The organism is Arthrobacter mobilis (assembly GCF_012395835.1).
Classification (GTDB): domain Bacteria; phylum Actinomycetota; class Actinomycetes; order Actinomycetales; family Micrococcaceae; genus Crystallibacter; species Crystallibacter mobilis.
In genome coordinates this window covers 2725-17888 of the sequence record NZ_JAAZSQ010000022.1, presented here as the reverse complement: position 1 = coordinate 17888, position 15164 = coordinate 2725, and the positions used below count along the sequence as shown (strand labels likewise).

Annotated in this window: 10 protein-coding genes; 9 read left to right on the top strand and 1 reads right to left on the bottom strand. The window is 69.4% G+C overall.

Translation table 11 applies throughout. The annotated features are described in order from the left end of the window. Nucleotides 1-88 precede the first annotated feature (88 nt). The 6 genes from HGG74_RS17570 (at nucleotide 89) to glgX (ending at nucleotide 6763) form a co-directional block, all read left to right on the top strand. On the top strand, nucleotides 89-571 hold the full coding sequence (locus HGG74_RS17570; RefSeq protein ID WP_168488464.1) for a CarD family transcriptional regulator: 483 nt from the start codon (nucleotides 89-91) through the stop codon (nucleotides 569-571). Nucleotides 572-722: 151 nt separating this feature from the next. Further along, on the top strand, nucleotides 723-1496 hold the full coding sequence (gene ispD / locus HGG74_RS17565; protein ID WP_168488462.1) for a 2-C-methyl-D-erythritol 4-phosphate cytidylyltransferase: 774 nt from the start codon (nucleotides 723-725) through the stop codon (nucleotides 1494-1496). Between the two features lie 20 nt (nucleotides 1497-1516). After that, a complete protein-coding gene (gene ispF, locus HGG74_RS17560; RefSeq protein ID WP_205762121.1) occupies nucleotides 1517-2005 on the top strand; it encodes a 2-C-methyl-D-erythritol 2,4-cyclodiphosphate synthase in 489 nt (162 codons plus the stop codon). A gap of 102 nt (nucleotides 2006-2107) precedes the next feature. Further along, on the top strand, nucleotides 2108-3586 hold the full coding sequence (gene cysS, locus HGG74_RS17555) for a cysteine--tRNA ligase (RefSeq protein WP_168488458.1): 1479 nt from the start codon (nucleotides 2108-2110) through the stop codon (nucleotides 3584-3586). A gap of 81 nt (nucleotides 3587-3667) precedes the next feature. Further along, nucleotides 3668-4648, top strand: a complete 981-nt coding sequence (rlmB, locus tag HGG74_RS17550; RefSeq protein WP_168488456.1) for a 23S rRNA (guanosine(2251)-2'-O)-methyltransferase RlmB — start codon at nucleotides 3668-3670, stop codon at nucleotides 4646-4648. Nucleotides 4649-4678: 30 nt separating this feature from the next. Beyond that, on the top strand, nucleotides 4679-6763 hold the full coding sequence (glgX, locus tag HGG74_RS17545) for a glycogen debranching protein GlgX (RefSeq protein ID WP_205762114.1): 2085 nt from the start codon (nucleotides 4679-4681) through the stop codon (nucleotides 6761-6763). A gap of 151 nt (nucleotides 6764-6914) precedes the next feature. On the opposite strand, the gene glgP is transcribed toward glgX, so the two are convergent. Further along, nucleotides 6915-9530 (bottom strand): alpha-glucan family phosphorylase, encoded by a 2616-nt coding sequence (gene glgP, locus HGG74_RS17540; protein ID WP_168488454.1) that lies wholly within the window; start codon nucleotides 9528-9530, stop codon nucleotides 6915-6917. A 212-nt stretch (nucleotides 9531-9742) separates the two neighbouring features. Between glgP and HGG74_RS17535 the strand changes: the two genes are divergently transcribed. The 3 genes from HGG74_RS17535 to HGG74_RS17525 form a co-directional block, all read left to right on the top strand. Then, nucleotides 9743-11797, top strand: coding sequence for an alpha-1,4-glucan--maltose-1-phosphate maltosyltransferase (locus HGG74_RS17535; RefSeq protein ID WP_168488452.1), 2055 nt, complete (start codon nucleotides 9743-9745; stop codon nucleotides 11795-11797). Then, nucleotides 11797-13590, top strand: a complete 1794-nt coding sequence (treS, locus tag HGG74_RS17530; RefSeq protein WP_168488450.1) for a maltose alpha-D-glucosyltransferase — start codon at nucleotides 11797-11799, stop codon at nucleotides 13588-13590. Before HGG74_RS17535 ends, treS begins: the two co-directional genes overlap by 1 nt. Continuing rightward, nucleotides 13590-15164 (top strand): maltokinase N-terminal cap-like domain-containing protein (locus HGG74_RS17525; protein WP_168488449.1); only part of this gene is annotated, 1575 nt, incomplete at its 3' end. The genes treS and HGG74_RS17525, both read left to right, overlap by 1 nt.

Here is a 15164-nt window from a genome sequence, read left to right as displayed (position 1 = left end):
ACCCCCGGGGGGCTCCGATCGGCGAAATCACGCGGAAGTCGCTCCGGTTTACGTGCTAAACTGGTCTGCGGGAAAGGGGATTATCCACATGGTATTTGAGGTCGGCGAAACGGTAGTTTACCCTCACCACGGTGCAGCCAAGATCGAAGAGATCAAGATGCGCACCATCAAGGGCGAAGAGAAGATGTACCTCAAGCTCCGGGTCGCGCAAGGTGACCTGACGATTGAGGTTCCGGCGGAAAACGTAGACCTCGTGGGTGTCCGCGATGTCGTGGGCCGGGAAGGCCTCGAGCACGTTTTCGACGTGCTGCGTGCAGAGTTTACCGAAGAGCCCACCAACTGGTCGCGCCGCTACAAGGCGAACCTGGAGAAGCTGGCTTCCGGCGACGTCATCAAGGTGGCGGAAGTTGTCCGCGACCTGTGGCGCCGCGACCATGACCGCGGGCTGTCCGCCGGCGAGAAGCGCATGCTGGCCAAGGCCCGCCAGATCCTGATCTCGGAACTGGCGCTGGCCGAAAAGACGGACGAGGAGAAGGCCGCCGAAGTCCTGGACGAGGTGCTGGCCTCCTAGCCGGAATTCCTCCGGACGGCACGCTGCCGGACTGCAGGTTTTGCCGAAGCCGGGCCCCGCATGGGGCCCGGCTTCGGTGCATTCAAAGGACTGTGCGTGGGCCCGTGGCGAACCGGCCGGCCCTGTGCATGCGCCGGTATAGGCTGGGAAGATGTCCAGCATCTCCCCGTTCCCGGCGTCCGCGGCGCTGAAGCTTGGCGTCATTATCGTGGCCGCCGGCTCCGGGCAGCGGCTCGGCTACGGGCTGCCGAAGGCCCAGGTGCCCCTGGGGGGCCGGACGATCCTGGAACATGCGCTGCATGGAGTCGTGGACTCCGGCGTCGCGGAGCGGATCTGCGTGGCGGTGCCGGCCGGCGACACCGCACTGCGCCGGATCTGCGCCCGGTTTCCCAGCCCGGTGCCGCTGAACGCCGTCGACGGCGGGGCCACCCGGAGCGAATCGGTCCGGCGTGCCCTGGCCGGGATCGGCGGGCAGCCCGATGCCATCCTGGTCCACGATGCGGCCCGTGCCCTGACTCCGCCGGAAGTCTTCCGCCGGGTGGGCCGGGCGCTGGCCGGCGGGGCCAGGGCCGTGGTTCCGGCGGTCGCCGTCGTGGACACCATCAAGACCGCCGCGCCCAGCAGCCCGGACCAGCAGGGCATCGCCCCGGAGAAGGTGTCCGGCACCGTTGACCGGGCGCTGCTGCGCGCGGTCCAGACCCCGCAGGGCTTCGATGCGGCGATCCTCGCTGAGGCGCACCGGAAGGCGGCCGGCGTGGAGCCGGAGAGCGTGACCGACGACGCGATGCTGCTCGAGGCGGCGGGGGAGGACGTCTTCCTGGTCCAGGGGTCGGCCCTGTCGCTGAAGATCACCACGCAGCTGGACCTGGTCGTGGCCGAAGCACTGCTGGCCGGCCGCCAGCCCAAACGGATCATGGAAGGCTGACCGTGCCCGAAGATTTCGAGCTGTCCCTGCCGCGTACCGGGATTGGCGTGGACGTCCATGCCTTCGCCCCCGACGGCGACCCGCGGCCGCTGTGGCTGGCCGGCCTGCTGTGGGAAGGCGAGCGCGGCCTCGCCGGGCATTCCGACGGCGACGCCGTGGCGCATGCGGCGGCCGATGCCCTGTTCTCGGCGGCAGGTTTGGGCGACCTGGGCACGCACTTCGGCACCGACCGGCCCGAGTACGCGGGCGCGGCGGGAACGACACTGCTGGCGGAGGCGGCCCGGATCGTCCGGGAGGCAGGTTTTGCGGTCGGCAACATCGCCGTGCAGCTGGTGGGGAACCGCCCGAAGTTCGCCCCGCGGCGGGCGGAGGCCCAGGCCGCGCTGTCCGCGGCCGCCGGCGCCCCGGTCTCGGTCTCGGCCACCACCAGCGACGGCCTGGGGTTCACCGGCAGGGGCGAGGGGATCGCGGCCGTGGCCACCGCCGTCGTCGTCCCGAAACAGCCTTGACGGTGACCGCGCCGGCCCGTCCACGCGTTCGCGCTACCGCCTAAGCCGCCTCCCACCGCTCACACGTTCGCGGCGGGGCCCTCGGCCGCTTAGGCTGGAGCGGTGAGCCTGAGAATTTATGACACCGCCGCCGCCGAGGTCCGCACCTTCGTCCCGCTGCAGCCGGGCAAAGTGGGCCTGTACTACTGCGGGGCCACGGTGCAGGGGGATCCGCATGTGGGCCACATCCGTTCCGGCATTGCCTTCGACCAGCTAACCCGCTGGCTGCGCTACAGCGGCTACGAGGTCACGGTGGTGCGCAATGTGACGGATATTGACGACAAGATCCTGGCCAAGTCCGCGGCCTCCTACGAGCCGTTCGACCCGCAGGACCCGGACGCCCCGGCCGTGCCGAACGAGCCCTGGTGGGCGCTGGCCTACCGCTACGAGCAGGTCTTCCAGCGCGCCTACGACCTGCTCGGCGTGCAGCGGCCCACCTATGAGCCGCGGGCTACCGGCCACATCCCGGAGATGCACCAGCTGATCCAGCTGCTGATCGACCGCGGCCACGCCTACCCGGCCGCCGACGGCTCGGGCGACGTCTACTTCGATGTCCGGTCCTGGGACAAGTACGGCAGCCTGACCCGGCAGAAGATCGAGGACATGCAGGCCGCCCCGGACGTGGAGCCGGAATTCGCCGGCCGCAAGAAGGACCCGCGCGACTTCGCGCTGTGGAAGGGCCACAAGGAAGGCGAGCCGGCGACGGCGGCCTGGCCCAGCCCGTGGGGCACCGGCCGGCCGGGCTGGCACCTGGAATGCTCGGCCATGGCGACCAAGTACCTGGGCACCGGCTTCGACATCCACGGCGGCGGGCTGGACCTGCGCTTCCCGCACCACGAGAACGAGATGGCCCAGTCCCAGGCCGCCGGCCACGACTTCGCCGGCTACTGGATGCACAACGGCATGGTCACCTTCGAGGGCGAGAAGATGTCCAAGTCCGTGGGGAACATCGTCACGCCCGCCGAGATGCTCCAGGTGGCCGAACCGCTGGTGGTGCGCTACTACCTCGGGAAGGCGCAGTACCGTTCGGCACTGGATTACAACCCGGGCTCGCTGGCCGAGGCCGCCGCCGCCGTCGAACGCATCGAAGGGTTCATGCAGCGGGCGCTGAAGTTCGTTTTCGGCGGGGACGATTACGGCTTCGTGGCCGGCGAAGTGCCGGAGGACTTCCGCGCCGCGATGGACGACGACCTGAACGTTCCGCAGGCGCTGGCGGCCGTCCACGAGGCCGTCCGGCGCGGCAACACCGCGCTGGGCAGCCAGGACAAGGACGCCGTCCGCGAGGCACTGCGCGAGGTCTGGGCGATGACCGATGTGCTGTTCATCAACCCGCTGGACGAGCACTGGGGCAAGGGCGGGGCAGGGGAAGCGGAATACCGGGCGCTGGACACCTTGGTCCGGGCCCAGCTCGAGGAACGCCGTGCGGCCCGCGAGGCCAGGGACTGGGCCCGCGCCGACGCCATCCGCAATACCCTCGCCGAGGCGGGCATCCTGGTCGAGGATACCGCCGACGGTGCGGCCTGGACCTTGGGCTCCCGGTAAACTCTAGGCATCCAAGTATTTCCGCAGACCGGTCACAGCCGGCGGAAACTGCATCCATCCTCCTGACCGAAGGTTACAACCATGGCCAACAAAGGACGCCCGGGCGCCATCCGCAAGAACAAGAAGGGCCCCTCCGTGGGCACCGGCGGGCACGGGCGCAAGGCCCTGGAAGGCAAGGGCCCCACGCCCAAGGCCGAGGACCGCGTGTACCACAAGGCCTACCGCGCCAAGCAGTTGGCCGAGCGGTCCGCGGCCAAGCGACAGGGCGCCCAGCGCCCGGCCGCCCGCGGCCGCAGGACCACCGACGAGGTGGTCACCGGGCGCAACTCGGTGGTGGAGGCGCTGCGCGCCGGCGTGCCCGTGAAGGCACTGCACGTGGCCGTGCGGATCGACATGGACGACCGGGTCAGGGAATCGCTGAAGCTGGCGGCCGAACGCGGCATCCCGGTGATGGAAACGCACAAGCAGGAACTGGACCGGATGACCGACGACGCGGTCCACCAGGGTCTGGTCCTGCAGATCCCGCCGTACGACTACGCCGACGCGCTAGAGCTGGCCGAGGAGACGGTGGCGAAGTGGAAGAAGGGCCACATCGCCAACGCCCCGCTGCTGGTGGCGCTGGACGGCATCACCGACCCGCGGAACCTGGGCGCCATCATCCGCTCCGTCTCCGCGTTCAGCGGCCACGGCGTGGTCGTGCCCGAGCGCCGTGCCGCGGGCATGACGGCGTCGGCCTGGAAGACCAGCGCCGGGGCCGCGGTGCGCGTACCGGTGGCCCGGGCGGCGAACCTGAACTCCGCGCTGAAGGCCTTCAAGGAACTGGGCATTTACGTGTTGGGCCTGGACGGCGACGGGGACGTTGCCCTGCCGGCGCTGGAGCTGGCCACCGAGCCGGTCTGCCTGGTGGTCGGATCCGAGGGCAAGGGACTGTCCCGGCTGGTGCGGGAGAACTGCGACCAGATTGTCTCGATCCCGATCGACTCGGCGATGGAATCGCTGAATGCCTCCATGGCCGTGGGCATCAGCCTGTACGAAGTCTCCAGGAAACGCGCCGCCCAGTAGCGGTCCGGACAACAGGAACAGGCGGCCAGGTTGGTTCATCCCGATTCGCGCATCCCGTCCCCGTCCAGGGTTCGAGCGGTCCGCTCCTCCCGGCCCGTTCCGCTCGGGGTCAGCCCGGCAGCCGAGGGTGCCGGCGGCGTCGTCAACGTTGCCGTCTTTGCCCCGGAGATCCGGGCCGTGGACGTCCACTTCCAGGACCGTTCGGGCCGCTGGCAGGCAGTGCTGCTGCCGGAGCAGACCGACGGGGTGCACCACGGGACTGTGGAGGGGCTGCCGGAGGGCGGCCGCTACGCTTTCTGGCCGCACGGGCAGGCGGTGCCCGGCGGCGCGGGGCAGCTGCTGCTGGACCCTTACGGCCGCGGGATCGACGACGACGGCGGCATCTACTATTCGGTCCATGTCGGCCAGGACTTCGACTGGGACGGCGACACCCTGCCGCGCACCGCCTGGCGCGACACGGTGGTCTATGAATGCCATGTCAAGGGCCAGACCATGCTGCACCCGGGGATCCCGCCCGAGCTGCGCGGCACCTATGCCGGCCTGGCCCACCCGGTGATGCTGGATTACTTCACCAGCCTGGGCATCACCGCCGTGGAGCTGCTGCCGGTGCACTTCCACATCGACGAACCGCACCTGCAGGAACTGGGGCTGTCGAACTACTGGGGCTACAACACTCTGGGTTTTTTCGCCCCACACCCGGCCTACGCCACCGCTGCGGCCCGGGCCGCCGGCGCCAAGGCCGTGCAGGACGAGTTCAAGGCCATGGTCCGGAAGCTGCATGCCGCTGGCCTGGAGGTCATCCTCGACGTGGTGTACAACCACACCGCCGAGGGCGGGGAGCAGCAGCCGGCGCTGTCCTTCCGCGGACTGGCCGACGATGTCTACTACCGGCATGATGCCAACGGCTACTACCAGGACACCACCGGCTGCGGCAACACGCTGGACTTCAGCCAGCCGCGGGTGGTCCAGCTGGCGCTGGATTCGCTGCGGCACTGGGTCCGGGACTACCACATCGACGGGTTCCGCTTCGACCTGGCGGTTTCCCTGTGCCGGGACACCCGGGGCGTTTTCACCCCCCGCCATCCCTTCCTGGCCGCGCTGTCCACGGACCGGACGCTGGCCGGGACCAAGCTCATTGCCGAGCCGTGGGACGTCGGCCCGGGCGGCTGGCAGACCGGCAGCTTCCCGCCGGGCTGGGCCGACTGGAACGACAGGTTCCGCGACAGTATCCGCGATTTCTGGCTGGCGGACCGGCATCCGCTGAACCATACCCGGCCGGGCGGGTCCGTGGCCAAGCTGGCGGGCGCGATCTCGGGGTCGGCGGAACTGTTCGCCCCGTCCGGGCGCAGTTCGCTGGCGTCGGTCAACTTCGTCACCGCCCACGACGGCTTCACGCTGGCCGACCTGACCGCCTACGACCGCAAGCACAACGAGGACAACGGCGAGGAGAACCGGGACGGGGCCAACGACAACCGCAGCTACAACCATGGTGTCGAAGGCCCGACCGGGGACAGCCGGGTCCTGGACGCCCGGGCGCACTCGGCCCGCACGTTGATGGCCACCTTGCTGCTGTCCCTGGGCGTGCCGATGATTACCGCCGGGGACGAGATCGGCAGGACCCAGCACGGGAACAACAACGCCTACTGCCAGGACAACCAGCTGTCCTGGACCAACTGGGTGCTGGACGACCGCCAGGAGCAGATGCTCAAGACCACCCGCCGGCTGATCAAGCTGCGCAAATCCTTCCTGCGGCACCAACCGTACAGCTATCCTGCCCGCACCGACGACGCCTACCTGCTGTGGTTCAACGAGCGCGGCGAGCCGATGTCGGTGCGGGACTGGGAGGATTCGCGCACCAGGGTGGTCCAGGTGCTGCTGGGGTCGCCCGGCGGATCCAGCGACGGACTGCTGGTCTTCAACGGCTCGGCCGAGAACCGCAAGGTCGTCATGCCGGCGGCAAGCCTGCGGACCGAAACCGGGGCGGGTGCGGAGCGGCACATGTTCGAACTGCTGTTCACCTCGTCCGAGATGGGCGACCGCCGCCGCGGAGCGAAGATCCGCGGCGGCGAACGGGAAACGGTCGCCGCCTGGTCGATAGCGGCCTACCGGATCTGAGATTGGGCGCCTCCCGGGCTGCCGTCTTCGCCGCCCCCTTGGTGAACCTTACGCCCACCAGCGCCCCCTCCAGGTCCAACCTGCCGGATAACGCCCTTCCCAAACGGCGTTATTCGGCAGGTCGATGGGACGCCCAGCGCGTCCCCCGGCGTTAGCTGGCGTTGGTGACCAGGCCGAGTTCGGCGTTGGTGGCCAGGTGCTGGTGCCGCGGCAGGACCCTGACGGTGTAGCCGAACGAGCCGGAATGGTCGATCGTCACCCCGCCGGAGAACAGGAAGCGGCCGTCCCCGAGGTCTTCCTCGAGCTTGAGCTCATGCAGCGAGATCTGGTCCAGTTCGTCGTTCTCGGCCACCCGTCCGTGCACCGCCTGCACGGCGACGTCTTCGGGCGTCAGGGCGGCCAGGCGCACGTAGGCGTTGATCCGCACGGTGTCGCCGATCTGCGGCTCGTCCGTGACATCGAGCGAGTCCACATGCTCGACCTGGACCTCCGGCCAGTACCGGCGCACGCGCCCGGTCCAGGCCGCCAGTTCCCGGGCCGCCTTGAAATGCTCGGCCCGGGCCACCCGGCCGGAGGCCGAGGCCGGCTGGTAGAGCCGCTGCACGTAGTCCTTCACCATGCGCTCGGCGGACACGGCCGGGCCCAGGGTCGCCAGCGTGTGCTTGATCATGGCAATCCACTGGTGCGGCAGCCGGTCCGCGGACGGTCTGGAGGACGCGTGCGGCCCGGCCAGGGAACCGGCGGCCTCGGCCTGCTCGAAGCCGTAGAAGCGCGGCGCCACCTGGTTCTCCAGCAGGTCGTACAGCGCAGCGGCCTCGATGCTGTCGCGTTCCTCGGGGGTCACGTTCAGGCTCGCGGACGGGATGGCCCAGCCGTTGTCGCCGTCGTACATCTCGTCCCACCAGCCGTCGAGCACCGACAGGTTGAGCCCGCCGTTGATCGCGGCCTTCATGCCGGAGGTGCCGCAGGCTTCCAGCGGACGCAGCGGGTTGTTCAGCCAGACGTCGCAGCCGGGGAACAGCGTCCGGGCCATGGCGATGTCGTAGTTGGGCAGGAACACGATCCGGTGCCGCACCTCGGGGTCGTCCGTGAAGCGGACCAGGTCCTGAATCATCCGCTTGCCCTGCTCGTCGGCCGGGTGGGACTTGCCGGCGATCACCAGCTGGACGGGGCGCTCCGGGTGCAGCAGCAGGGCCTTCAGCCGGGCGGGATTGCGCAGCATCAGGGTCAGCCGCTTGTAGGTGGGCACGCGGCGGGCAAAGCCGATGGTGAGCACATCCGGATCCAGCACCGACTCCGTCCAGGCCAGCTCGGCGTCGCCGGCGCCGCGCTTCTTCCAGGACGCCTTCAGCCGGCGCCGCACATCGGTGATCAGGTTGCTGCGCAGCTGCCGGCGCAGCTTCCAGATCTCGGCATCGCCGACGTCGTACACCCGGTCCCACCGCCGGGCCTCGACGGCTTCGGTCCCCAGCGTCCCGCGCGCCAGTTCGGCAATCCGGTGGTCCACCCACGACGGCACGTGCACGCCGTTGGTCACCGAGGTGATCGGCACTTCCTCGGTGTCAAAGCCCGGCCACAGGCCGGAGAACATGCCGCGGGAGACCACCCCGTGCAGCTTGGCCACGCCGTTGGCCCGCTGGGCCAGCCGCAGGCCCATGACCGCCATGTTGAACTTGGTCGGATCCCCGCCGTCGAAACCTTCCTCGCCCAAGGCCAGGACCTGGTCGGTGGGCACGTCCGGGGCCAGGCCCGCGCGGAAGAAATGGGCCACCTGCAGCACGTCGAAGCGGTCGATGCCGGCCGGTACCGGGGTGTGGGTGGTGAAGACCGTGTTGGCGCGGCCGGCGGCCAGGGCCTCGTCCCAGCTCAGGCCGGCGCTCATGAGCTCCTGGATGCGCTCGATGCCCAGGAAGCCGGCGTGGCCTTCATTGGTGTGGAAGACCTCCGGGCGCGGCGTGCCGGTGAGGCGTTCGAAGGTCCGCAGCGCCTTGACCCCGCCCATGCCCAGCAGCAGCTCCTGCTGCAGGCGGTGGTCCCCGCCGCCGCCGTAGAGCCGGTCGGTGATGGCGCGCGCGGCTTCGTCGTTGCCGGGAACGTTCGAATCCAGCAGCAGCAGCGGCACGCGTCCGACGTCGGCGCGCCAGATGCGGGCCAGCAGCTTGCGCCCGTTGGGCAGCGGCAGCATGATCTGGGCCGGGCTGCCGTCCTCCTCGCGCAGCAGCGTCAGGGGCAGGCCGTCCGGATCCAGCACCGGGTAGGTTTCCTGCTGCCAGGCATCCCGGCTCAGCGACTGCTTGAAGTAACCGGCGGCGTAGAGCAGGCCCACACCGATCAGCGGCACGCCCAGGTCCGAGGCCGCCTTCAGATGGTCCCCGGCCAGGATGCCCAGGCCGCCCGAATACTGCGGCAGGACCGCGGAAATGCCGTACTCGGGGGAGAAGTAGGCGATGGACTGCGGCGCATCGGGTCCCAGCGACTGGTACCAGCGGTCCTCGCGCAGGTACCGGTCCAGGTCGGCGTCCAGCTCGCGGACCTGCTCGACCAACCCGGGATCGGCGGCCAGGCGCGCCAGCTGCTCGCGGGTGAAGGAGCCCAGCAGCGCCACCGGATCCTCGTGCAGTTCCCGCCAGGCGGCGGGGTCCAGGCGCTCGAACAGCTGCTGCGTGGGCCGGTGCCAGGACCAGCGCAGGTTGCCGGCCAGGCGGGCCAGGGGAGCGATCCCCGGCGGAAGAACAGTGCGGACGGTGAATCTGCGAATCGCCTTCATGCGGCCTACGCTAGCGCAGATAGTCAGCCGAATCGTTTCCGCCACGTAAAAGGCCGGATAACGACGGCCGCGTCCGCAATGATTCGTCAATTCCCCGTCATGTGCCGCTTCCGGAGCGTTCCGGTCCTTCGCAATCACAGTTGTTTCTCGCTAACGTCTACCCTGTGACCACATTCACCACAGACACCTCAGCCGGCAATAGGGACAATTCGTTGGACACTACTGACACCGCGCCGGGACGGGCGCCTGCGACAACGGGGCTGCGTTTTGGCCGCATCCCGATCACCAATGTTTCGCCCGTGGTCGAAGGCGGGACCTTCCCCGCGAAGGCCGTTCCGGGGGAGGACGTCGAGGTGGCTGCCACCGTGTTCCGCGAGGGTCACGACCTGATCGGGGTCTCGGCGGTGCTGTTCGATCCGGAGGGCAAGCCGGTCCAGCGCGCCAGGCTGGCTCCGGCGGGTCCTGGCACCGACCGCTGGACCGGAACGCTGCGCCCGACCTATCCAGGCACCTGGTCCTTCGCCGTGGAGGGCTGGGCCGACCTGTACGCAACCTGGCTGCACAACGCCGAGGTGAAGATCGCCGCCGGCGTGGATGTGGAACTGATGCTGGCCGAAGGCGTCCAGCTGTTTACCCGCACCGCAGGCCAGCAGGGCCGCCCGGGCCCGAACGCCGAGGTGTTCCGGCAGGCCGCGGCCGTGCTGGCCGACACCGACCGCCCGGTGGACGAACGCCTTGAGGCCGGTTCCAGCCCGGCGGTGCAGGCCGCGGTGGAGAGCCACCCGGTCCGCGGCTTGGTCACTGCCTCGGCGGCCTACCCGCTGCTGGTCGGGCGCGACCGCGCCGGCCGCGGCGCCTGGTACGAGTTCTTCCCGCGCTCGGAGGGCGCGGTGTTCGACCCGCAGACGCGCAGCTGGACCTCGGGCACCTTCCGGACGGCCGCCGAGCGCCTGCCGGCGGTGGCCGCCATGGGCTTCGACGTCATCTACCTGCCGCCGATCCACCCGATCGGCCGGATCAACCGCAAGGGCCGGAACAACACCCTGGTGGCCGGCCCCGGGGATCCCGGCTCGCCCTGGGCCATCGGCGCCGCCGAAGGCGGCCACGACGCGATCCATCCGGACCTGGGCGGTTTCGAGGACTTCGACGCGTTCGTGGCTGCCGCGGCCCGCGCGGGCCTGGAGGTCGCGCTCGACCTGGCCCTGCAGGCTGCCCCGGACCACCCCTGGGCCACCGAGCACCCGGAATGGTTCACCACCCGGGTGGACGGCAGCATCGCCTACGCCGAAAACCCGCCGAAGAAGTACCAGGACATCTACCCGCTGAACTTCGACAACGACCCGCAGGGGCTCTCCGAGGAGATCCTGCGGATCGTGCGGCTGTGGATCAGCCACGGCGTCAAGATCTTCCGGGTGGACAACCCGCACACCAAGCCGGTGTGGTTCTGGGAATGGCTGATCGGCACCGTGAACCGCGAGGACCCGGACGTGGTCTTCCTGGCCGAGGCCTTCACCCGGCCGGCGATGATGCACGCGCTGGGCCGGGCCGGCTTCCAGCAGTCCTACAGCTACTTCACCTGGCGCAACACCAAGGAGGAGCTCACCCAGTACCTGACCGAGGTCAGCCACGAGAGCCCGGCGTATTTCCGGCCGAACTTCTTCGTCAACACCCCGGACATCCTGACCGAGTACCTGCAGTACGGCGGCCCGGCGGCCTTCAAGATCCGCGCCGTGCTGGCGGCCACCTCCAGCCCGCTGTGGGGCGTCTACGCCGGCTACGAGCTGTACGAGCACGTGGCTCGCCCGGGCGCCGAGGAATACATCGACAACGAAAAATACGAATACAAGGCCCGCGACTTCGTCAAGGCCGAGGCCGAGGGCCGCTCGCTGGCGCCCTACCTGACCCGGCTGAACCACATCCGCCGCGACCATCCTGCCCTGGGCGACCTGCAGAACCTGACCATCCTGCCCACCACCGACGACGCCACGCTGGCCTATGCCAAGCACAAGGCGAACCTGGACCGGGCAGGGCGCAAGGACACCATCATCGTCGTCGTCAACCTGGACCCGCACCATGCCCGCGAAGGCATGGTCGACCTGGACCCGGCGATGCTCGGCCTGGAGCCGGAGGACCTGAACGAGGACGGCACCTACTGGGTGGACGACCTGATCTCCGGCGAGAGCTGGCGGTGGTCCGGGCGCAACTACGTCCGGCTGGATCCGCGCGTCGAACCGGCCCACGTGCTGCACGTGCGCAGGAGCCGCTAGTGGCAGGTCCTTTCCAGCTGAATGCCCCAGGGCTTGCCCACGACCCGCACTGGTACCGCAAAGCGGTCTTCTATGAAGTACTGGTCAGGGGCTTTTCGGACGCCAACGGGGACGGCTCGGGGGACTTTATCGGACTGATCGAGAAGCTGGACTACCTGCAGTGGCTGGGGGTCGACTGCCTCTGGCTGCCGCCCTTCTTCAAGTCGCCGCTGCGCGACGGCGGCTACGACGTCGCGGACTACTATGACGTGCTGGACGAGTTCGGCACGATCACCGATTTCAAGCGGCTGGTCGCCGAGGCCCATGCCCGCGGTGTGCGGGTGATCGTCGACCTGCCGCTGAACCACACTTCGGACCAGCACGCCTGGTTCCAGGCCTCCCGCTCCGACCCGGACGGCCCCTACGGGGACTTCTATGTCTGGAGCGATACCGACGAGAAGTACCAGGATGCCCGGATCATCTTCGTGGACACGGAGGAATCCAACTGGGCCTTCGACCCGATCCGCCGCCAGTTCTTCTGGCACCGCTTCTTCAGCCACCAGCCGGACCTGAACTTCGAGAACCCCAAGGTGGTCGAGGCGGTCTTCGACGTGGTGCGGTTCTGGATGGACCAGGGCATCGACGGCTTCCGCGCCGATGCGGTGCCCTACCTATTCGAGCAGGACGGCACCAACTGCGAGAACCTGCCGGCCACCCACAAGTTCCTGCAGGACCTGCGCGCCATGCTCGATGCCGAATACCCCGGCCGCGTCATCATCGCCGAGGCCAACCAGATGCCGCACGAAGTGGTGGAGTATTTCGGCCAGCACACCGAGGACGGGGACATCCGGCCGGAGTGCCACATGGCCTTCCACTTTCCGATCATGCCGCGGCTGTACTATGCGTTGCGGGACCAGAAGGCCGCCCCGATCATCAGGACGTTGGCCGAGACTCCGGAGATCCCGGGCGGGGCGCAGTGGGCCACCTTCCTGCGCAACCACGACGAGCTGACCCTCGAGATGGTCACCATGGAAGAGCGCGAGGCCATGCTCGGCTGGTACGCCCCGGACTCCCGGATGCGCGCGAACATCGGCATCCGGCGCCGCCTGGCGCCGCTGCTGGACAACTCCCGGGCCGAGCTGGAACTGATCCACGCCCTGCTGCTCTCGCTGCCCGGCAGCCCGTTCCTCTATTACGGGGACGAGATCGGCATGGGCGACAATATCTGGCTCGAGGACCGCGATGCCTCCCGGACGCCCATGCAGTGGAACCCGGACCGCAATGCCGGCTTTTCCACCGCCGACCCGGGCAAGCTGTACCTGCCGGTGATCCAGTCGCTGGTCTACCACTACAATTATGTGAACGTGGAAGCCCAGCTGGCCCATTCGACCTCGCTGCTGCACTGGATCCGGCAGATGCTCGGCGTCCGGCGCGCCCACCCGGCCTTCGGCCTCGGCCGTTACCGCAACGTCCCGGTCGAATCCGAGACCGTGCTGGCGTTCCTGCGCGAGCTGCCCCGGGACAATCCCGAAGGCGAGCAGGACGAAACCCTGCTGTGCGTCTTCAACCTCTCCCAGCACCCGGCGGCCGCCACGCTGCGGCTGCCCGAATATGCCGGCCGCGGCCTGCGCGACCTCTTCGGCGGCACGCCGTTTCCCGCTTTCGATGACGCCGGCCAGGTCACCCTGACCTTGGGCAGCCACGATTTCTACTGGCTGCGCCTGCGCTCCCCGCGCTCGAACCTGGCCTCGCCGCTGACCGAAGCCCTGCCCATCATCACCCAGCCCAACGCGCGTTCGGAGGTTGCCAGCTAATGTCTGCTCCCACACACCCCCTGCCCCGGCGGCTGCCCGATCTGCTGCTGGACTGGCTGCCGCGCCAGCGCTGGTATCCCGCCAAGGGCCACGAGGTGGTGCTGCGCCGGCTCGGCGGGATCCGGCTGCCGGATCCTGCCGGAGAAGCCGTGCTCGCGGTGCACATCGTGGCCGTGCATACCGGAACGCACACGTACGTCGTCAATGTCCCCGTCAGCATCCGGGACACCGCGCTCGAGGGCGGGGAACAGGGGCTGATCGGTCGGCTCGGCTCCGGGAACGGTGCCGGCGGCGGCGCCGCTGCCGGCAACGGCCGGCGCTGGGTGTACGACGGCGCCCACGACCCGGCCTTCGTGGCGGCGTGGCTGGAAATGATGCGCCGCGGCTCCGCCACCGGCAACGGGCTCGCCCGCGGACACGCCGGCTCCGGTTTCGAGCGCTGGCCGCGCTTCGACGGGACGTTGAAGACCAAGGTCCTGGCCGGCGAGCAGTCCAACACCTCGGTGGTGGTCGAGACCGGGCGGCAGCCGCTGATCGTGAAGTTCTTCCGCGTTCTTGAAGCCGGACCCAATCCCGATGTGGAGATCGGCGCGATGCTCAGCGGGCTGGATTCGGCGGACGTGCCGGCCACCTATGGCTGGGTCACCGGCGGCTGGCTGACTCCCGGGCAGGAGGACGACGGGGACCGGCTGTGGGATTCGGGGCACCTGAGCGTGCTGCGCGAATTCATCCCGGACAGCGAGGATGCCTGGCGCACCGCCTCCGCCGCAGCGGTGGCCAATACCGGCTTCACCGGGGAGGCGCGCGAACTGGGGGTCGTGACAGCGCGCATCCACGGCCAGCTGCGGCAGGCCGGCGGCAGCCATCCGGCCAGCCAGGAGGAACTGGCGGCCCTGGTGGCCGACCTCTCGGAGCGGATCCGGTGGGGCTGGGCCCAGGCCGGCGCCGCCGTCGGACCGCTCGATGACGCGGTCGAGGACCTGCTGCGCCGGCTGGCGGAGCTTCCGCAGGGCGCCGAACGGCCCGAACTGCAGCGTATCCACGCCGACTACCACCTGGGCCAGGTCCTGCATTCGCCCAGCCGCGGCTGGGTAGTGCTTGACTTCGAGGGCGAGCCGCTGCGCTCGCTCGACAGCCGGGGCACCGACGACGTCGCCCTGCGCGACGTAGTGGGGATGCTGCGCTCCTTCGACTACGCCGCGGGGGTGGCGATGATCGCTGCCCGGGAGCAGGGGAAGGACGACGCCGAAACGGCAGCGAAGTGGGCCGCCGCGGCCAAGGCCGCCTTCCTCGACGGCTACGAGGCCGAATCCGGCAGCCGCGTGGACACTTCCGCGCCGCTGTTCCTCGGCCTCTGGCTGGACAAGGCCCTGTACGAAGTCGTTTACGAGCAACGCAACCGCCCGCACTGGGTGGATGTGCCGGTCCAGGCCGTCAGGGCCGAGCTGGAACGGATCAGTCAGCCCACCACAGACGAGGAGCCAGCAGTGAAATCCAGGACCGAAGGTAAGACTCCGTCCGCCGCCGCAGCCAAGCCGGCCGGCAAGCCGGCCGCGAAGACTTCGGAGACGAAA